Source organism: Streptomyces sp. NPDC091289 (assembly GCF_044757365.1).
GTDB lineage: Bacteria > Actinomycetota > Actinomycetes > Streptomycetales > Streptomycetaceae > Streptomyces.
Window position 1 is genome coordinate 17,284 of sequence record NZ_JBIVUT010000033.1, and the last position, 18,636, is coordinate 35,919.

Genomic DNA, 18,636 nt, shown 5'->3' on the forward strand with positions numbered 1-18,636 from the left:
ACCTGACTCGGCTCTTTCCGGCGGACGGCGCACCGGACGCGTGCGCCCCCGCACCAGGCGAATTCCAGGGCGGGGGCGCACGGGTGACACGTCCCGGGCGTGACTCGTGCCTTCACGGGAAGGCGGGGAGAGAGGTCAGAAGGCCCCGGCGGTGACGCACTTCTCCTTGAAGTTGATGTTCTTGCCGATCTTCAGCGCGCCACAGCTCTTGGTGGAGATGTGGGTGGCGCTCCAGCCCGGCTTGACCTGGCCGGAGGCGTCCGAGATCCAGGTGTTGGTGTTCTTCCAGCGGTACTCGGCCTTGTCCTTGGTCTTCGAGTAGATCTTGATGCTCGGGCTCTTCGAGATCTCCAGCGAGGCGCCGACACCGTGCGACTTGACGATGGCCCGGGACTGGATCCAGGTGGCCTTCGCGCTCGACTTGCCCTTGTAGAGCTTCGTCGACGTCTTCCAGTCACAGGCCTTGACGTACACGCCGCAGTGCCAGGCGTTGACGGTGGCCTTGTAGCCGCCGTTGATGTTCCAGCTCTGGGACGAGCTGGTGGCGTGGGCCGGGCTCGCCGAGAGGACCAGCGCACCGGCCGCCGCGGTGGCCGCCGCGCCGCTGAAAAGCCGGGAAGCGAAGGTGGTCGCCATGATGAACTCCTCGTATCTTCCCGCGCGGACCCCCCGCAGGACATGCCGAATCCGCACCCCGCAGGGTGCTTCTGACGCGTGGGAGATCCCCGCCGGGAACGGACACACCGGCCCCGGGTCAGGAGGCCAGGTGGTGGACCGCGGCCGTGATGCGGCCGCGGAAAGAGATCATCTCCAGTCCGGTCCGGCCCCGGCAATGGGATCTTCGGGCATCCGACCAACGGGCATCACCCGAAGGTCGCAGGGGCCGGTGACGGAACGGGCGGCCCGTCAGCTCGCGGCGGCTCCGGAATCCTCGTGGACCAGCACCCGGTGGTGGACGTACGAGAACAGCGCCGCCTCGGTCCTGGTCGTCACGTCCAACTTGCCCATGATGCTGGTGAGGTGGGACTTCACCGTCCGCTCGGCTATGCCGAGGCTGTGGCTGATCCGACGGTTGGTCGCCGCCTGCCCCAGCAGCAGGAGAACCTGCCGCTCGCGCGGGGTGAGGTCGTGGATGGCCAGGGGGTCCCCCGGGACGGGCGGCCTCTCGTCGAGACACAGTGTTCCCACCGTGCCCGTCGCTCCCACCGTGGCCATCGCTCCCACCGTGGCCGTCGAACCGGGTCCGTCCGCTGTGGTCCTGCTGTTGTTCATGTTCCCCGTTTTCGCGTGTCGGGCGCGTGCCGGGGAGAGCCTTCGCGGGCCCTGGTCAAGGCCGCGAGGGCTGCGGTTCCCCCTGGGCGGTCGCGCCGCCGGTCGAGCTCAGGAACGCCTGAGTCCCTCGCACCCTACTCAAGAGCGATCCCGGTCTCAGCCCCCGCTCTCGTCCTCCTTCGGCACCACGCGCTTCTCCTCCGCGAAGTGGCACGCGGAGTCGTGCCGGGCCGGGGTGTCGACGTGCCGGAACTCCGCGGGGACCGCCAGCAGCGGGACCTCCAGTTCGCACCGCTCCTGCGCCTTCCAGCACCGGGTGCGGAACCGGCAGCCGGAGGGGATGTTGGCGGGTGAGGGGACGTCGCCGTGCAGGATGATCCGTTCCCGGTGGGCGCGGGCGGTCGGGTCCGGTACGGGGACGGCGGAGAGCAGTGCCTGGGTGTACGGGTGGGTGGGGTGGTCGTAGATCTCCGCGTCGGAGCCGATCTCCACGATCCGGCCGAGGTACATCACGCCGACCCGGTCGGAGATGTGCCGGACGATCGAGAGGTCGTGGGCGATGAAGACGAAGCTGAGGCTGAACTCGGCCTGGAGCCGGTCCAGCAGGTTGACGACCTGGGCCTGTACGGAGACGTCGAGCGCGGAGACCGGTTCGTCGGCGACGATGATCTCCGGGTTGAGGGCGAGGCCGCGGGCGATGCCGATGCGCTGGCGCTGGCCGCCGGAGAACTGGTGCGGATAGCGGTTGATGTACTCCGGGTTGAGGCCGACGACGTCCAGCAGGTCCTGCACCTTCTGGCGTCGGTTGCCCTTGGGGGCGACCTCGGGGTGGATCTCGTACGGCTCCCCGATGATGTCGCCGACCGTCATCCGCGGGTTCAGCGAGGTGTAGGGGTCCTGGAACACCATCTGGATGTTGCGGCGCACCGCCTTCAGGGCCCGGCCGGACAGCTTGGAGATGTCCTCGCCCTTGTAGCGGATCGCGCCGGCGGTGGGGCGTTCCAGGTGGACGAGCATCTTGGCGACGGTCGACTTGCCGCAGCCCGACTCCCCCACGATGCCCAGCGTCTCGCCCGCGTACAGGTCGAAGTCGACGCCGTCGACGGCCCGGACCGCGCCGATCTGCCGCTTGAAGAGGATGCCCTGGGTCAGCGGGTAGTGCTTGGCGAGGTCGCGGACCTGGAGGATCGGGTCGCCCTCCGTGTACGGGGTGACGGCGTCCTCGCGGGCCTTGGACAGCAGGGTGGAGCCGGCCGCGCCACCGCCGGTCCCCGCACTCTCGTCGCGGTCAGCGTGCATCGAGCGTCTCCTTCCAGAAGTGGCAGGCGCTCCGGCGCTGCTCGTCCACCTCGTAGAGCGGCGGGACATCGCTGCGGCACACGTCCTGGGCCATCGGGCAGCGGGGGTTGAAGGCGCAGCCCGGCGGGATGCGGGTGAGGTTGGGCGGCAGGCCCTTGATCGCGTAGAGCTCCTGGCCCTTCTGGTCCAGGCGCGGGATCGACTGGAGGAGACCCTTGGTGTACGGGTGGGCGGGGGCCCGGTAGATCTCGTGGACGGGGGCGGTCTCGACGATGCGGCCCGCGTACATCACGGCGATCTTGTCGGCGACGTCGGCGACCACGCCGAGGTCGTGGGTGATCAGGATGAGGCCCATGTTCAGTTCGCGCTGGAGCTCGGCGAGGAGTTCCATGACCTGGGCCTGGACGGTGACGTCGAGGGCGGTGGTCGGCTCGTCGGCGATGATCAGGGACGGTTCCAGGGCCATCGCCATGGCGATCATGATGCGCTGGCGCATCCCGCCGGAGAACTGGTGCGGGTAGTTGCCGACCCGTTCCTTGGCGGCCGGGATGCGGACGCGGTCCATCAACTCGACCGATCGGGCCTTGGCGTCCTTGCGGGACATGCCGCGGTGCACCACGAACATCTCGCCGAGCTGCTCGCCGACGGTGAGGACCGGGTTCAGCGAGGACAGCGCGTCCTGGAAGATCATGGCCATCTCCTGGCCGCGGATCTTGCGCCGCTCCTCCGGCTTGAGCTTCAGCAGGTCCTGGTCCTTGAAGAGGATCTCGCCGCCGGCGATCTTCCCGGGCGGCATGTCGAGAATGCCCATGATCGCCTGGGCGGTGACGGACTTGCCGGAGCCGGACTCGCCGAGGACGGCGAGCGTCTCGCCCTCGGCCACCGAGTAGTTGACCCCGTTGACGGCCTTGGCGACGCCTTCGCGGGTGTGGAACTCCACGTGCAGATCGCGCACTTCGAGCAACATGGCAACCGGCTCCTCAGCGCAGCTTGGGGTCGAGGGCGTCGCGCACCGCGTCGCCGAGCATGATGAACGCGAGCACGGTGATCGCCAGCGCTCCGGCGGGCCAGAGCAGCATGTGCGGGGCGTTGCGGATGTAGTTGGAGGCCGCGGAGATGTCGATGCCCCAGGAGACGGCCGGGTCCTTCAGGCCGACCCCGAGGTAGGAGAGGGTCGCCTCCAGCGAGATGTACGTGCCGAGCGCGATGGTCGCCACGACGATGACGGGGGCGATGGCGTTCGGGGTGATGTGGCGCAGCATCATGCGGGAGTTGGAGGCGCCGAGCGCGCGGGCCGCCTGGACGTAGTCGTTCTGTTTGGCGGTGATGACCGAGCCGCGGGCGATGCGGGCGATCTGGGGCCAGCCGAGCAGGACGATGAAGCCGACGACGGGCCAGACGGTGGAGCTGGTGACGACGGAGAGGAAGACCAGGCCGCCGAGGACGACGGGGATGCCGAAGAAGACGTCGGTGAGGCGGGAGAGGATCGAGTCCCACCAGCCGCCGAAGAATCCGGCGAGTCCGCCGAGGACGCTGCCGAGGATCGCGACGCCGAGGGTGGAGCAGATGCCGACGGTCACCGAGGTGCGGGTGCCGTACACGACCCGGGTGTAGACGTCGCGGCCCTGCGGGTCGAAGCCGAAGGGATGGCCGGGCTCGGAGCCCTTCTGGGCGTCGTCCAGGTCGGCCTGGAGGGGGTCGCCGCTCGCGATGAGCGAGGGCCAGATCGAGATGATCACCAGGAAGAGGATGACCAGCGCGGAGATGATGAAGACCGGGTTGCGCCGCAGGTCGCGCCAGGCGTCCGACCAGAGGCTGCGGGGTTTGCCGGCCGGTCCGGTGCCGTCGGGGCCGCCCGGGTTCTTCTCCAGGCTGGCGCCTTCCTCCAGGGCGAGGTCCATCGCGCCGCCGGCTCCCGCCGGGGAGATCGCTCCGTCCGATGACTGCGGCTCAGGCATAGCGGATCCTCGGGTCGAGTACGGCGTACAGGAGGTCGACGATCAGGTTGGCGGCCAGGAAGACGAGGACGAGGATCGTGACGAACCCGACGACGGTCTGCGAGTTCTGGCGCAGGATCCCCTGGTAGAGCTGGAAGCCGACCCCGTGGATGTTGAAGATCCGCTCGGTGACGATGGCCCCGCCCATCAGGGCTCCCACGTCGGTGCCGATGAAGGTGACGACGGGGATCAGCGAGTTGCGCAGCAGGTGCCGTACGACGACGCGGCGGCGGGGCAGGCCCTTGGCGACGGCGGTGCGTACGTAGTCGGCGCGGGCGTTCTCGGCGATCGAGGTCCGGGTGAGCCGGGTGACGTAGGCGAGCGAGACCGAGGCGAGGACCAGTCCGGGGACGAGCAGTTCGTCGAAGGCGGGGTCCGGGGAGACCGAGGGCTTGATGATGCCCCACTTGACGCCCAGGAGGAGCTGGAGCAGCAGACCGGTGACGAAGGTCGGGACGGCGATGACGACCAGCGTCAGGATGAGGACGGTGGTGTCGACGGGGCGGCCGCGCCGCAGGCCGGTGACGACGCCGAGGCTGATGCCGATGACGACCTCGAAGACGACCGCGACGATGGTGAGCCGGATGGTGATGGGGAAGGCCGTGGCCATCAGCTCGGTGACCTTCTGCCCGTTGAACGCGGTGCCGAAGTCGCCGGTGAACACGTTGCCCATGTACGTGAGGTATTGCTGCCAGACCGGCTTGTCGAGGCCGAACTCGGCTCGCAGCTGGGCGGCGGTGGCCGGGTCGCACTGGCGGTCGCCGCAGAGGCCCGCGATGGGGTCGCCCATCACGTTCACCATGAGGAAGATCAACAGCGTGGTGCCGAAGAAGACGGGGATCATCTGCAGCAGCCGCCGGATCACATAACGTCCCATGTGGGGCTCCGGGGGTCGGGGCGAGCAGTACCGGGCAGGGGGTGCGCGGGCGGAACGGGGTGCGCGGACGGCCGGGGCGCCGGCGTTTCGGGCGTCCCGGCCGTCCGCGTCGCTCAGCGCGTCACTTGACGGTGATCTCTTCGTAGACCGGGACGCTGAACGGGTTCAGCGCGACGTTGTCGACCCGGTCCGAGTAGCCGGCGCTGCCGTTCTGGTACCAGAGCGGGATGACCGGCATCTCCGTGACGAGGATCTTCTCCGCGTCCTGGAAGGTGGTGACGGCCTTCGCCTTGTCGCTCTCGGCGTTGGCCTTGTCGACCAGGTCGTCGAACTCCTCGTTGCTCCACTTGCCGTCGTTGGACGGGGCGTTGGTGTAGTAGAGCGGCTGGAGGAAGTTCTGGATCAGCGGGTAGTCCATCTGCCAGCCCGCACGCCAGGCGCTGGTGAGCTTCTGCGTGGAGACCTGGGCGCGGAAGTCGGCGAAGGTGCCGACGGGGCCGCCGACGCAGGCCTTGTTGTTGCCCATGACGTTGTTGATGCTGTTGCAGACGGCGTCGACCCATTCCTTGTGGGAGCCGGTGTCCGCGTTGTACGAGATCTTCAGCTGGCCGCCGGGGATGCCGCCGCCCTCGTCGATCAGCTTCTTGGCCGCGGCCTTGTCGTACGTGCACTCCTTGCCGCAGAGCCCTTCCTTGAAGCCGCCCTCCTCGCCGAGGACCGGGGAGGTCCAGTCGGAGGCGGGGGTGCGGGTCTTCTGGAAGATCTGGTCGGTGATCTGCGGCCGGTTGATCGCCATCGACAGGCCCTGGCGGACCTTGCGGGCGTCGTCGGTGTCCCACTTCTCGTCGAAGAAGGGGAAGGCCAGGGTCTGGATGATGCCGGCGGGGGTGTTGATGTACCGGTCGCCGAGGTCCGCCTCGACGTTACGGAGCTGGGAGGCCGGAACGTCGTCGACGAGGTCGAGGTTGCCCGACGTCAGGTCGGTGTAGGCGGTGTTGTTGTCGGTGAAGACCTTCAGGTCGACGCCGCCGTTCTTCGCCTTGTCGTCGCCCGGGTAGTCGTCCCACTTGCGCAGGTTCATCGAGGAGCCCTTGTCGTACGACTCGATGGTGTACGGGCCGTTCCCGACGGGCTTGGAGAGCCAGGCGTCGTGGTCGTCGTAGAACGCCTTGGGCAGCGGGACGAAGGCGGAGTAGCCGAGGGTGTCGGGCCACAGGGAGAACTTCTGGGTGAGCTTGGCGGTGAAGGTCAGGTCGTCGACGACCTTCAGGCCGGACAGGGCCTGGGCGGAGGCGGTTCCGGACTCCGGGTGGACCTTTTCGTAGCCCTCGATGTACTGGAAGAAGTAGGCGTTCTTCTGGTTGTTCTTCAGCGCGGCGCCGTAGTTCCAGGCGTCGACGAAGGACTTGGCGGTGACCTTCTCGCCGTTGGAGAACGTCCAGCCGTCCTTCAGCTTGATCGTGAAGTTCTGGGAGTCCGTCGTGTCGATGGACTCGGCGACCATGTTCTGGGCCTCGCCGGTCTTCGGGTCGTAGCGGATCAGTCCGCGGAAGACCATGTCGAGGACCTTGCCGCCCTGGACCTCGTTGGTGTTGGCGGGTTCCAGGGGGTTCTGCGGGTCTCCCCAGGAGGAGCTGACGATGCCGTCGGAGCCGCTGCCGCCGCTGTCGTCATCGCCGCCGCCGCAGGCCGTCGCTGTCAGGGCGACGGCCACCGCACATGCGGCCCACCTGACCTGTGTGGCTCCGCGCATGAAGTGCCTCCTAGAGTCATCGAGTAGCTCAATGCCTCATATCACCTCATAACGCCATGCATCGCATGCGGGCTTACCCCGTACGGGCGGGGGCGGTTCCTGAACGGCGGATGCCCGGCCCCCTCGGGGGACCGGGCATCCGCCGTTCGAGAACGGGTAACGGTTACGCCGCGTGCACGACGTCCCGCTCCTCGGCGAAGTGGCACGCCGACTCGTGCGAGGCCGGAGTGGTCCCCGCGACGAAGCGCTCGGGGATCGCCAGCAGGGGCTCCTCCGTCGCGCAGCGCTCCTCCGCCTTCCAGCACCGGGTGCGGAAGCGGCAGCCCGACGGCGGGTTCGCCGGTGACGGAACGTCACCGGTCAGGATGATCCGGTCGCGTCCCTCACGGGCCGCCGGGTCGGGGACCGGGACCGCCGAGAGCAGCGCCTGGGTGTAGGGGTGCGTCGGGTGGTCGTAGATCTGCGTGTCCGTACCGATCTCGGCCATCTTGCCGAGGTACATCACGCCGACCCGGTCGGAGATGTGCCGGACGATGGACAGGTCGTGCGCGATGAAGAGGTAGGACAGGTTGAACTCGTCCTGGAGCTTCTCCATCAGGTTGATGACCTGCGCCTGCACCGACACGTCGAGCGCGGAGACCGGCTCGTCGCAGATGATGATCTCCGGGTTGAGCGCGAGGCCGCGGGCGATGCCGATGCGCTGACGCTGACCGCCGGAGAACTGGTGCGGATACCGGTTGATGTACTCCGGGTTCAGCCCGACGACGTCCAGGAGGTCCTGGACCCGGCGGCGCCGGTCGCCCTTCGGGGCCACCTCGGGGTGGATCTCGTACGTCTCCCCGATGATGTCGCCGACCGTCATCCGCGGGTTCAGCGAGGTGTACGGGTCCTGGAACACCATCTGGATGTTGCGGCGCACGGCCTTCAGCGCGCGGCCGGACAGCTTGGTGATGTCCTGGCCCTTGTAGAAGACCTCGCCGGCGGTGGCCCGCTCCAGCGTCATCAGAAGCCGGGCGACCGTGGACTTGCCACAGCCGGACTCCCCGACGATGCCCAGGGTCTCACCGGCGTACAGGTCGAAGGAGATCCCGTCGACGGCCTTGACCGCGCCGATCTGCTTCTTGAAGAGGATGCCCTGCGTCAGGGGGAAGTGCTTGACGAGGTTCCGCACCTGGAGGATGGGCTCACCCTGGCTGACGGGCGCGTCGATGGCGGCTACGGCCTCCGCCTCGGTCGCGGCGTCCACGGTCTCCACGTCGGAGACGTTCGGGGTGGCGTCCACGGGCTCCTTCTTGAGCTCAGCCATGGATCGTCTCCTTCCAGAAGTGGCACGCGCTGCCGCGGCCGACCAGCTCGAGGCCGTCCTGCTCGGTCACCGGGGCGAGCGGCGGGACGTCCGTGCGGCAGATGTCCTGTGCCTTGGGGCAGCGCGGGCTGAAGGCACAGCCCGCGGGGATACGCGTGAGGTTGGGCGGCAGGCCCTTGATCGCGTAGAGCTCCTGGCCCTTCTGGTCCAGGCGCGGGATCGAGTCCAGCAGACCCTTGGTGTACGGGTGGGCCGGGCGGCTGTACAGCTCGCCGACCGGGGCCGTCTCCACGATCCGGCCCGCGTACATCACGGCGATCTTGTCCGCGACGTCGGCGACGACGCCGAGGTCGTGGGTGATCAGGATCAGACCCATGTTGTACTCGCGCTGGAGCTCGGCCAGCAGGTCCATGACCTGGGCCTGCACCGTCACGTCGAGCGCGGTGGTCGGCTCGTCCGCGATGATCAGGTCCGGCTCCAGGGCCAGCGCCATGGCGATCATGATGCGCTGGCGCATCCCGCCGGAGAACTGGTGCGGGAAGTCCGAGATACGGGCCGCCGCCGCCGGGATCTTGACCTGGTCCATCAGCTCGATGGACTTGGCCCTGGCCGCCCTCTTGGACAGGCCCTGGTGCACCCGGAACATCTCGCCGAGCTGGTAGCCGACGGAGAGGACCGGGTTCAGCGAGGACAGCGCGTCCTGGAAGATCATCGCGATCTTGCGGCCGCGGATCTTCCGGCGCTCCTCGTTGGACATCTTCAGCATGTCCTGGCCGCGGAAGAGGATCTCGCCCTGCGTGATCTTCCCGGGCGGCATGTCGAGGATGCCCATGATGGTCTGCGCGGTCACGGACTTGCCGGAACCGGACTCGCCGAGCACCGCGAGCGTCTCGCCGGCGCTGACGGTGTAGTTCACACCGTTGACCGCCTTGGCCACACCGTCGCGGGTGTGGAACTCCACGTGCAGGTCACGGACGTCGAGCAGTGGGCCTTCGCCACTCACGGACTCCCGCGGTGCGGGGACGTGAGCCGTCTTGTCGATGGTGGTCACGAACGCCTCCCTCAGCGCATCTTGGGGTCGAGGGCGTTGCGGACCGCATCGCCGAACATCAGGAAGGACAGCACCGTGATCGAGACCATCACCGAGGGGATGATCAGGACGTACGGAGCATTACGCAACTGGGCCGAAGCGGCGGACACATCGATGCCCCAGGAGACCGTCGGCTCGGCGAGGCCGATGCCGAGGAACGACAGGGTGGCCTCGGCTGCGATGTAACCGCCGAGCGCGATGGTGGCGACCACGATCACCGGAGCGATGGCGTTCGGCAGGATGTGCCGCGTCAGGATCCGGGTGGTGGAGGCGCCGAGGGCCTTGGCGGCGACCACGTAGTCGGCCTGCTTGATCGTAATGACCGAGCCACGGGCGACACGCGCGATCGAGGTCCAGCCGAGGAAGGCCAGGGAAAGGATCACGACCCACACCGAGCGCTGTTCGAAGCTGGTCAGGATGACCATGGCGCCGACGATGAAGGGAACACCGAAGAAGACGTCGGTGACACGGGACAGGATCGTGTCGATCCAGCCGCCGAAGTAGCCGGCGATCATGCCGATCGCCAGTCCGGTGATGGTGACCGCGATGGTCACGACGACGCCGACCGTGATGGAGGCACGGGCCCCGTGGACGACACGCGCGTAGATGGAACGTCCCTGACCGTCGTACCCGAGCCAGTCGGGGGCGAAGAAGTGCCCCCAGTTCGGGTGCTGGAGGTAGTGCTCGGCCAGGTTGGCATCCCGCGGCGAGGCGCTGGTGAACAGACCCGGGAAGATCGCCATGACGACGAGCAGCAGGATCAGCACCATCGAGATGACGAAGAGCGGATTGCGGCGCAGGTCGTGCCAGGCGTCCGACCAGAGGCTGCGCGGCTTGCCGGGCGCGGGCCCGGCGTCCGTCGCGGGCGGCGCGTCGACGGCCGCGGCCGGAGCGTCGGTGCTCTTGAGTGCGGTGGTGTCAGGCATACCGGATCCTCGGGTCCAGGACCGCGTAGAGCAGGTCGACGAGCAGGCTGGCGACGAGATAGACGACGACGAGCAGTGTCACGACGCCGACGACAGTGGCGCCCTCACGCTTCTTGAGAGCCTCGAAGACGAGCGACCCGACGCCCTTGATGTTGAAGATGCCCTCGGTCACGATCGCGCCGCCCATCAGGGCCCCGATGTCGGTGCCGAGGAACGTGACGACCGGGATGAGCGAGTTGCGCATCAGGTGGACGCCGATGACCCGGCGTCGAGGCAAGCCCTTGGCCACAGCCGTACGCATGTAGTCGGCGCGCAGGTTCTCGGCGACCGAGGTACGGGTGAGCCGGGCCACGTAGGCGAGGGACAGCGACGCCAGCACAAGGGCCGGCATGATCAACTCGCTGTTGGTCGGTTCGAGGCTCACGTTCGGCTTGGCGATGCCCATCTGGAACGCGAAGAAGTACTGGACGAGGAAGCCCAGCACGAAGGACGGCATGGAGATCAGCACCAGCGTCAGACCGAGCAGACCGCGGTCCCGAAGGGACTCAGCCTTCAGGCCCGCGATGATGCCGAGCGAGATCCCGGCAACGACCGTGAAGACGAAGGCGAAGATCGCCAGTCTGACGGTGATCGGGTAGGCCTCGGCGATGACTTCGGCGACCGGACGTTGCGTTCCGATCTGATTGCCGAGGTCGCCCTGGAACAGATTGCCCAGGTAGTTCAAGTACTGCTGCCAGATCGGCTGGTCCAGACCCAGACTCGCCTTCATCGACGCGATCTGCGCAGCGTCTACGTGCTGTTCACCGGCAAGTGCTCTGACGGGGTCGCCGGGCAGTGCGTACATCATCAGGAAGACCAGCAGGGTCGACCCGATGAAGACCGGGATCATCTGGAGCAGTCGTCGTGCGACATAGCGCCCCATGGGTGCCTCCGTGTGGGGATAACTGCGGCGCGGGGGCCGCCTCTTCGCAGAGACGACCCCCGCGCCTCCGACCGTGCTGAGGGGCAGCACGGGCGGATGACGGCCAGTTGGGGAATGACCCGCAGGCGTTACTTGGTGGTGACGCCGGTCAGTTCGAGGTCACCGTGGAAGTCGACCTTGACGTTGTCGACGTTCTTGCCGTGGCCGCCGTTGATGGCGTAGTACCAGAGCGGGATGGCGGGCATCTTCTCCACCAGGGCCTTCTCGACCTCCTGGTAGGCGGCGACCGACTCCTCGAGCGAGTCGGCCTTGTCGCCCTTCGCCATCAGCTCGTCGATCTCCTTGTCGTTGAAACGACCGTTGTTCGACTCCGCCTTGGAGTGGTAGAGCTCCTTGAGGAAGTTCACGTTGACGGGGTAGTCGGCCACCCAGCCACCGCGGTAGAAGCCCTTGACCTCGTCGTTGTCACGCGCTTCGAGGTCGGTCGGGAAGTCCGGCTTGGCGTCGCCCACGCACTCGACCCCGGTGGAGTTGCGGATGGACTCGCAGACCGCGGTCACCCACTCCTTGTGCCCACCGTCGGCGTTGTACTGGATCGAGATCTTGTTCTCCGGAACACCGCCGCCCTCCTTGATGAGCTCCTTGGCCTTGGCCGGGTTGAACTTCAGGATGTCCGAGTCGAGCGTCTGGTTGCCCTTGACCTGCGGGGGCGTGAAGCTCGTCGCCGGGATGCGCGTGCCGTTCAGGACGGTCTTCGTGATGGTGTCACGGTCGACCGCCATGGACAGACCCTGGAGGACCTTGGGGTCGATGTCCTTGAACGACTTCGAGTAGAACGCCGGGACCAGCGTCTGGATCGCGGCGTACGGCTGGTCGATCGCGCCGTCACCGAGGTCCGTCTTGTACTTCGGGAGGTCACGCGGGCCGACCTGACGGATCATGTCCAGGTTGCCGGAGATGACGTCCGCGTAGGCCGCCTCGACGGTCGAGTAGTTCTTGAACTGGATGCCCTTGTTGGCAGCCTTGTTCGGGCCCTGGTACTCGTCCCAGGCCTTGACCTGGATGAGCTTCTTGTGGGTCCACTTCTCGAACGTGTACGGGCCGTTGCCGACCGGCTTCTGGCCGAACGCCTTCGGGTCGTCGTAGAAGACCTTGGGCAGCGGCGCGAACGTCGCGTAGCCGAGCTTGTAGTTGAAGTACGGAACCTTCTCCGCCAGCTCGATCGTGAACGTGGTGTCGTCCACGGCCTTCAGGCCGGACATCTCCTTGCCCTTGGGCGCACCCTTCTCGGGGTGGACGTCCTCGTAGCCCTTGATGTCGGAGAACCAGAACGCGTTCTGCTGCTTGTTCTCGACGTTGGCGTACCAGTTCCACGCGTCGATGTACGACTGCGCGGTCACGGCCTCACCGTTGTGGAACTTCCAGCCGGCCTTGAGCTTGACGGTCCACGTCTTGGAGTCCTCGGTCTCGACGGACTCGGCGTTCGTGAGAACGATCTCGCCCTTGTCGTCGAAGTCCAGCAGCTGGGTGAACAGCGACTGGATGACGTAGGAGCCGTTGCTCTCGTTCGTGTCGGCCGGCATCAGAGGCTTCTGGGGCTCGCCGACGTCGATCGAGACGTACCCGGCGGGCTGGCCCGACGTGTTCTTCTTGCCTTCGTCACCACTGTCGCTACCACCACAGGCAGTCGCGGCCAGGGCGATGATTGCCGCTCCCGCGACCCACTTGGCGCTCTTGGCACCGCGCATGGGTTTCCTCCTCATGAGTCCACTTTTGACTACAAGAAGGGCACTGGAGAGATTCACCGACACCCCTGACGGTGATCGTTCAGTGCCCCGAGTGTGCTCGTGAGTCGGCACTCCCCACAGTGCGTGACCCATTGACCCGAGCTCAATGGAGCCAACTATTGAGTACGGCCGGGCTGTAAACCACACTTAAAGGGTCTCGGTTTGACAACATCAGCACCCTCTGCCTGCCCGAAATCCGGACAAAGCGATCCCAGACAGACACGCCCGAAACGGACTGTTAACACATGTTCCGGAGAGCGACCCCCGATATCCGGACACCACGGTCAGAAAAAGCGATTGACGAAGGCCCGGCCCACCACAGTGTCCGTGGTGGGCCGGGCCTTCTGTCAATGCCTGTGCTGACGGACCGTCCGGACGAGTCTCCGAGGGCGCGCGGGTCTCCGCATACGGAGGGTGCGGCTCCGGGGATCCCGGGGCCGCACACGGGACCGCCCGGACACCCCCTGAGGGGCGTCCGGGCGGTCCTGCGTGCCGTGCTGGTGCTTGGTCAGCCGTGCTTGGCGCGCGAGGCCGTGCGGCCGCGCTGCTTGGCGTCCAGGACGACCTTGCGGATACGCACGGTCTCCGGGGTCACCTCGATGCACTCGTCCTCGCGGCAGAACTCCAGGGACTGCTCGAGCGACAGCTTGCGGGCCGGGACCACGTTCTCCGTGGTGTCCGCGGAGGCCGCACGCATGTTGGTGAGCTTCTTCTCCTTGGTGATGTTCACGTCCATGTCGTCGGCGCGGGAGTTCTCGCCGACGATCATGCCCTCGTAGACCTCGGTGCCGGCCTCGGTGAAGATGACACCGCGCTCCTGGAGGTTGACCATCGCGAACGGCGTGACGGAGCCCGAACGGTCGGCCACCAGCGAGCCGTTGTGACGGGTGCGCAGCTCGCCGAACCACGGCTCGTGGCCCTCGAAGATCGAGTGCGCGATGCCGGTGCCGCGGGTCTGGGTCAGGAACTCCGTACGGAAGCCGATGAGGCCGCGGGACGGCACGATCCACTCCATGCGGACCCAGCCCGAACCGTGGTTCGTCATGGTCTCCATACGGCCCTTGCGGGTCGCCATGAGCTGCGTGATGGCGCCGAGGTGCTCCTCCGGCGAGTCGATCGTCATGCGCTCGATCGGCTCGTGCGTCTTGCCGTCGATCTGCTTGGTGACGACCTCGGGCTTGCCGACGGTCAGCTCGAAGCCCTCGCGGCGCATCTGCTCGACCAGGATGGCGAGCGCGAGCTCACCACGGCCCTGGACCTCCCAGGCGTCGGGACGCTCGGTGTCCAGGACGCGGAGCGAGACGTTACCGATCAGCTCGCGGTCCAGGCGGTCCTTCACCTGGCGGGCGGTGACCTTGTGGCCCTTGCCGCCCTTGCCGACGAGCGGCGAGGTGTTGGTGCCGATGGTCATCGAGATGGCCGGCTCGTCGACCGTGATCAGCGGGAGCGCGATCGGGTTCTCGGGGTCGGCCAGGGTCTCGCCGATCATGATGTCCGGGAAACCGGCGACGGCGCAGATGTCGCCCGGGCCCGCCACCTCGGCGGGCTTGCGGGTGAGCGCCTCGGTCATCATCAGCTCGGTGATGCGGACGTTGGACAGGGTGCCGTCACGCTTGATCCAGGTGACGGTCTGGCCCTTGCGCAGCTCGCCCTGCTCGACGCGGCAGAGCGCGATACGGCCGAGGAAGTTGTCGGCGTCCAGGTTGGTGACGTGGGCCTGGAGCGGCGCGTCCGCGTCGAACTCCGGGGCCGGGACGTGCGACAGGATCGTGTTGAAGAACGGCTCCAGGTTGTCGCTGTCCGCCGGGACGGTGCCGTCCTCTGGCTTGGTCAGCGAGGCGACGCCGTCACGGGCACAGGCGTAGACGATCGGGAACTCGATCTGGTCCTCGTCCGCGTCCAGGTCCAGGAACAGGTCGTACGTCTCGTCGACGACCTCGGCGATCCGGGAGTCGGGGCGGTCCGTCTTGTTGATGCACAGGATGACCGGCATCTTCGCGGACAGCGCCTTGCGCAGCACGAAGCGGGTCTGGGGCAGCGGGCCCTCGGAGGCGTCGACGAGCAGCACGACCGCGTCCACCATCGACAGGCCGCGCTCGACCTCGCCACCGAAGTCGGCGTGGCCGGGGGTGTCGATGATGTTGATCGTGATCGGGTCCCCGCCGTCCTTGGGGTGATACTTCACCGCCGTGTTCTTGGCGAGGATCGTGATGCCCTTCTCACGCTCCAGGTCGTTCGAGTCCATCATGCGGTCGTCGAGGTGCTCGGCGGCGTGGGCGGCGAACGCACCGGCCTGCTTGAGCATGGCGTCGACCAGCGTGGTCTTGCCGTGGTCGACGTGGGCGACGATGGCTACGTTACGGATGTCGTGGCGCGTGGGCATGGGTGGCTTGCGCTTCTCTCGGATCGTGGGATCAGGCGTCTCAGTCGGTCTTCGAGTCCTCGTACGCCCGCCGGGCGGCACGCCACGGCTCGTCCCATCGTACGGGCCTTGGGCCCGCCGGGCTTCCCGGGCCGATCCGCAGAGGCGGTCTTCCCGTGTGATTCAGGCGATATTCAGCCGGTGTCAAGGGCCCGCCTGCGTGCCAGGCCGGGTCAGTGAGCGGGGTCCGGCGCGTGCAGCTGCAAGGCGGAGGAGGGAGCCATGGCGGAGCCATGCCGACCGACGACAACGCCGCAGATGCGCGTGCCGGGGCCCGCGAGCCCGGCCTGGCACGCAGGCGGGCCCTTGGGTGCAGCCGGGCCATCTGCATGGCCGAAATGCGGGCGGAGCTGTGGTGGAGCTTGTGGGGGGGGTGAGGAGCGGTGAAGCGATGGAACGGCCCGGGTCAGGGCAGAAACCACACTGCCCGCCGGGGGAACCGGCGGGCAAGGGTTTTGAGGTGCATCTGAGCTTGGCGACGGGAGTCGGTGATACTTGCTCGCTACTTCTTGCGGTCTGCGGGGGAACCTGCCGCTTGCCGGTTCTTGAACCCGATGTCCTGATACCGGGGGGCCGCGAAACCGAACGCCCCGACGTTCGCGAGCTTCTTGTCGACCGCGACGAGCTGCGGGCGCTGGAAGAGCGGAATCGATCCGGCCGCGGCCCAGATCCGGGCGTCCGCCTGCTTCATCAGCTCCCGTGCGGCCTTCTCGTCCAGCTCGGCGGCGGCCTGGTCGAAGAGCTGGTCGATGTGGTCGGTGCCGACCCGGGTGTAATTCTGCTCCACGAGGAGCGATCCGTCGGTGGCGGGCTCCGGCTTGGCGTAGATCGGACGCCCGTCGGTGGCCGGGTAGGCGGTGGCGGGCCAGGAGTAGAGCGCCAGGTCGTACTCGCCGGAGGCGATGTGGTCCTTGAAGTAGCTCTCGTCGGGGACCTTGGTGATCTCCGTGCCGATGCCGATCTTCTCCAGCATCACCGCGATCTTGTCGCCGACGCTGCGCAGCGACTGGGAGCCGGGCCCGGAGGGGAGCACGAAGCGCAGGGTCAGCGCCTTGCCGTCCTTGCCGAGCTGCCCCTTGGCCGCGGCGGGCGCGGGGGCGGCGGTGCCGACGGGGGCGTACGCTCCGGCGGCTCCCCCGGGCTGCTTGTCCTGGGCGGCGACGGCGCCGTCCTCACCGAGGGTGCCGGCCTGGCGGAGCAGGGCGGCGCTCTGGGCGGCGGCGGTCCGGCCGGGAGCGAGGACGTGGAGGCCCGAGGCGCCGCTCGCGGAGGCGTGGGCGGGGGCCTGGGCGCCGGGCTTGTTGTCCTCGCCGACGATGTAGAGGCCCTCGTCGCGGGAGGCGGCGCTGTCCCCGGAGGCCTTGTCGGCCTTCTCGTCCTTCTCGTCCTTCTCGTCCTTCTCCGCCTTCTCGGTCTTCGCGTCCTTGTCCTCGTCCTTCTTCGCGTCCTCGGAGGTCTTCTTCTCCGCGTCGGCGTCTTCCTTGCCGCTCTTCTCGCCCTTCTCGCTCTTGTCGCCCTTCTTCTCCGCCTCGCTGCCCGCCTTGGTGTCCTTGGGCGGCTGGGCCGCGCCGCCCCGGGTCCACCCGGCGTCCGCCAGCAGGGCCTGGGCTTCCTTGGTGTTCTGGTCGCCGAGCGCCCCGCTGCCGTCCTTGTAGCCGGGCTGCCCCGCGAGGGCGAGGTGGCTGCCGAGCGGCTTCGCCGGGAGGCCCAGCGGCCCCAGCACCGCCTGGGCCAGCTCCTGGCGGTCCAGGGCGCGGGCCACCGCCCGGCGGACCCGGTCGTCGGCGAGCGGGCCGGACTCGCCGTTCAGCGCGAGCTGGGTGTAGGCGGGCTCCAGGGACTTGCGGACGGCGAAGTCGCGCAGGGCCTTCTGTTCCGCGGTGTACGCGATGACGGCCTTGCGGTTCTTCTCCCGGGCGGCCTGCGCGATCTCCGCGGCCTCCTCGTCGGAGCCGTGCGCCAGGGCCCAGGAGCGCAGCGCCTCGGCGGGCGTGGTCCCGGAGCCCGGACCGTGGGCGAGCGGCTGGCCGTTGTTGCCCCGGTCACGGTGGGCGAGGGTGATGCGGTCGGCGGTGGGCGCGTCGATGTCGGCGACGTCCACCGTGCCGTCGGCGAGGGCCTGGGTACGGTCCTTCGCGGCGACCGCCCGGAAGACGAGGGTGTCCAGCTTGGCCTTGTCGCCCCACCAGCGCGGGTTGCGGGCCAGCGTGACCGTGCCCTTGGACTTGCTGACACCGCGCAGGACGAAGGGCCCGGCGGTGTTCTTCAGGGTGGTGCGCGCGCCGTCGTTGAAGGCGTCCGGCGAGCCGGTGATCTCCTTCGGGTAGAGCGGCGAGAACAGCGAGCGCCAGTCCGCGTACGGCTTGGAGAACGTGACCCGCACCTGGAGGTCGTCCGCGCCGCGCTCGATCTTCTCGATCCGCTCGTAACCGGAGTTGCGGGCGGTCCAGAACGCGGAGTCCTTGCCGCTGAGCGCCCGCCACTGGGCGACGAAGTCGGGGGCTCCGATCTCCCGCCCGTCGCTCCACACCGCCTGCTGGTTGAGCTTGTAGAGCACGACCTGCTTCGGCTCGCGCTCGATGACCTTCGCGGACTCCAGGTAGTCCGGATTGAGCTTCGGCTGCCCGGACTTGTCCATCGGGAAGAGGGTCGGGAGCAGGGCTCCGGTGATCCGGGTGGTGGCGCTGTCCGCGTCCGCCTGGAAGGCGTTGAAGGTGGCGGGCAGCGCGTCGACCGCCCAGTTCACCGTCGAACCGTCGGTCACCGTCTCTCGGGCGGCGGGCGCGATGTCCTGGGGCACGCCCCGGGAGGTCTCCTCGCTGCCGGAGCTGCAGCCCGCCAGCACCGGGATCGTGAGCACCCCCGTCGTGAGGAGCGCGAGCGATCGGCGCTTTCGAACCGTCCCGCGCGGGACGCCGACGTGGGACATGGCTGATACCTCCGGGGCCGGCCCGGACCACCCCGTACCGGAATGGACCGGATAGT

General features: G+C 68.0%; 14 protein-coding genes. All 14 read right to left on the minus strand.

The window, feature by feature from the left end; translation table 11 throughout:
• Positions 1 to 135: 135 nt before the first annotated feature.
• The 14 genes from ACIQPT_RS33740 to ACIQPT_RS33805 all read right to left on the minus strand — a co-directional run bounded on the left by ACIQPT_RS33740 (position 136) and on the right by ACIQPT_RS33805 (position 18,580).
• Positions 136 to 636: a hypothetical protein gene (locus tag ACIQPT_RS33740; RefSeq protein WP_401161607.1), complete on the minus strand. Its 501-nt coding sequence runs from the start codon at positions 634 to 636 to the stop codon at positions 136 to 138.
• Positions 637 to 906: 270 nt separating this feature from the next.
• On the minus strand, positions 907 to 1,272 hold the full coding sequence (locus tag ACIQPT_RS33745) for a response regulator transcription factor (RefSeq protein ID WP_401161609.1): 366 nt from the start codon (positions 1,270 to 1,272) through the stop codon (positions 907 to 909).
• A gap of 156 nt (positions 1,273 to 1,428) precedes the next feature.
• Complete coding sequence (locus tag ACIQPT_RS33750) at positions 1,429 to 2,571, minus strand: ABC transporter ATP-binding protein (RefSeq protein ID WP_401161611.1); 1,143 nt, start codon at positions 2,569 to 2,571, stop codon at positions 1,429 to 1,431.
• A complete protein-coding gene (locus tag ACIQPT_RS33755) occupies positions 2,561 to 3,538 on the minus strand; it encodes an ABC transporter ATP-binding protein (protein WP_401161613.1) in 978 nt (325 codons plus the stop codon). The genes ACIQPT_RS33750 and ACIQPT_RS33755 overlap by 11 nt, the downstream gene beginning before the upstream one ends.
• A gap of 13 nt (positions 3,539 to 3,551) precedes the next feature.
• A complete protein-coding gene (locus tag ACIQPT_RS33760; RefSeq protein WP_401161615.1) occupies positions 3,552 to 4,529 on the minus strand; it encodes an ABC transporter permease in 978 nt (325 codons plus the stop codon).
• A complete protein-coding gene (locus ACIQPT_RS33765) occupies positions 4,522 to 5,445 on the minus strand; it encodes an ABC transporter permease (RefSeq protein ID WP_401161617.1) in 924 nt (307 codons plus the stop codon). Before ACIQPT_RS33765 ends, ACIQPT_RS33760 begins: the two co-directional genes overlap by 8 nt.
• Before the next feature lie 121 nt (positions 5,446 to 5,566).
• Positions 5,567 to 7,198, minus strand: a complete 1,632-nt coding sequence (locus ACIQPT_RS33770; RefSeq protein ID WP_401161618.1) for an ABC transporter substrate-binding protein — start codon at positions 7,196 to 7,198, stop codon at positions 5,567 to 5,569.
• 163 nt (positions 7,199 to 7,361) lie between these two features.
• Positions 7,362 to 8,504: an ABC transporter ATP-binding protein gene (locus tag ACIQPT_RS33775; protein ID WP_401161620.1), complete on the minus strand. Its 1,143-nt coding sequence runs from the start codon at positions 8,502 to 8,504 to the stop codon at positions 7,362 to 7,364.
• On the minus strand, positions 8,497 to 9,555 hold the full coding sequence (locus ACIQPT_RS33780; protein ID WP_401161621.1) for an ABC transporter ATP-binding protein: 1,059 nt from the start codon (positions 9,553 to 9,555) through the stop codon (positions 8,497 to 8,499). Before ACIQPT_RS33780 ends, ACIQPT_RS33775 begins: the two co-directional genes overlap by 8 nt.
• A gap of 11 nt (positions 9,556 to 9,566) precedes the next feature.
• A complete protein-coding gene (locus tag ACIQPT_RS33785; protein WP_401161622.1) occupies positions 9,567 to 10,520 on the minus strand; it encodes an ABC transporter permease in 954 nt (317 codons plus the stop codon).
• Complete coding sequence (locus ACIQPT_RS33790) at positions 10,513 to 11,442, minus strand: ABC transporter permease (protein WP_401161624.1); 930 nt, start codon at positions 11,440 to 11,442, stop codon at positions 10,513 to 10,515. The genes ACIQPT_RS33785 and ACIQPT_RS33790 overlap by 8 nt, the downstream gene beginning before the upstream one ends.
• A gap of 128 nt (positions 11,443 to 11,570) precedes the next feature.
• Positions 11,571 to 13,190, minus strand: a complete 1,620-nt coding sequence (locus ACIQPT_RS33795; RefSeq protein WP_401161626.1) for an ABC transporter substrate-binding protein — start codon at positions 13,188 to 13,190, stop codon at positions 11,571 to 11,573.
• Between the two features lie 547 nt (positions 13,191 to 13,737).
• Entirely contained in the window at positions 13,738 to 15,612 is a 1,875-nt protein-coding gene (typA, locus tag ACIQPT_RS33800) for a translational GTPase TypA (RefSeq protein WP_401161628.1), read from the minus strand.
• A 541-nt stretch (positions 15,613 to 16,153) separates the two neighbouring features.
• Complete coding sequence (locus ACIQPT_RS33805) at positions 16,154 to 18,580, minus strand: ABC transporter family substrate-binding protein (RefSeq protein ID WP_401161629.1); 2,427 nt, start codon at positions 18,578 to 18,580, stop codon at positions 16,154 to 16,156.
• Positions 18,581 to 18,636 lie beyond the last annotated feature (56 nt).

What these genes read in the sequence shown, in the direction of transcription:
- ACIQPT_RS33740 (WP_401161607.1), bottom strand. Translation starts at nt 636, where the DNA reads ATGGCGACCACCTTCGCTTCCCGGCTTTTCAGCGGCGCGGCGGCCACC.
- ACIQPT_RS33745 (WP_401161609.1), bottom strand. Translation starts at nt 1,272, where the DNA reads ATGAACAACAGCAGGACCACAGCGGACGGACCCGGTTCGACGGCCACG.
- ACIQPT_RS33750 (WP_401161611.1), bottom strand. Translation starts at nt 2,571, where the DNA reads ATGCACGCTGACCGCGACGAGAGTGCGGGGACCGGCGGTGGCGCGGCC.
- ACIQPT_RS33755 (WP_401161613.1), bottom strand. Translation starts at nt 3,538, where the DNA reads ATGTTGCTCGAAGTGCGCGATCTGCACGTGGAGTTCCACACCCGCGAA.
- ACIQPT_RS33760 (WP_401161615.1), bottom strand. Translation starts at nt 4,529, where the DNA reads ATGCCTGAGCCGCAGTCATCGGACGGAGCGATCTCCCCGGCGGGAGCC.
- ACIQPT_RS33765 (WP_401161617.1), bottom strand. Translation starts at nt 5,445, where the DNA reads ATGGGACGTTATGTGATCCGGCGGCTGCTGCAGATGATCCCCGTCTTC.
- ACIQPT_RS33770 (WP_401161618.1), bottom strand. Translation starts at nt 7,198, where the DNA reads ATGCGCGGAGCCACACAGGTCAGGTGGGCCGCATGTGCGGTGGCCGTC.
- ACIQPT_RS33775 (WP_401161620.1), bottom strand. Translation starts at nt 8,504, where the DNA reads ATGGCTGAGCTCAAGAAGGAGCCCGTGGACGCCACCCCGAACGTCTCC.
- ACIQPT_RS33785 (WP_401161622.1), bottom strand. Translation starts at nt 10,520, where the DNA reads ATGCCTGACACCACCGCACTCAAGAGCACCGACGCTCCGGCCGCGGCC.
- ACIQPT_RS33790 (WP_401161624.1), bottom strand. Translation starts at nt 11,442, where the DNA reads ATGGGGCGCTATGTCGCACGACGACTGCTCCAGATGATCCCGGTCTTC.
- ACIQPT_RS33795 (WP_401161626.1), bottom strand. Translation starts at nt 13,190, where the DNA reads ATGCGCGGTGCCAAGAGCGCCAAGTGGGTCGCGGGAGCGGCAATCATC.
- typA (WP_401161628.1), bottom strand. Translation starts at nt 15,612, where the DNA reads ATGCCCACGCGCCACGACATCCGTAACGTAGCCATCGTCGCCCACGTC.
- ACIQPT_RS33805 (WP_401161629.1), bottom strand. Translation starts at nt 18,580, where the DNA reads ATGTCCCACGTCGGCGTCCCGCGCGGGACGGTTCGAAAGCGCCGATCG.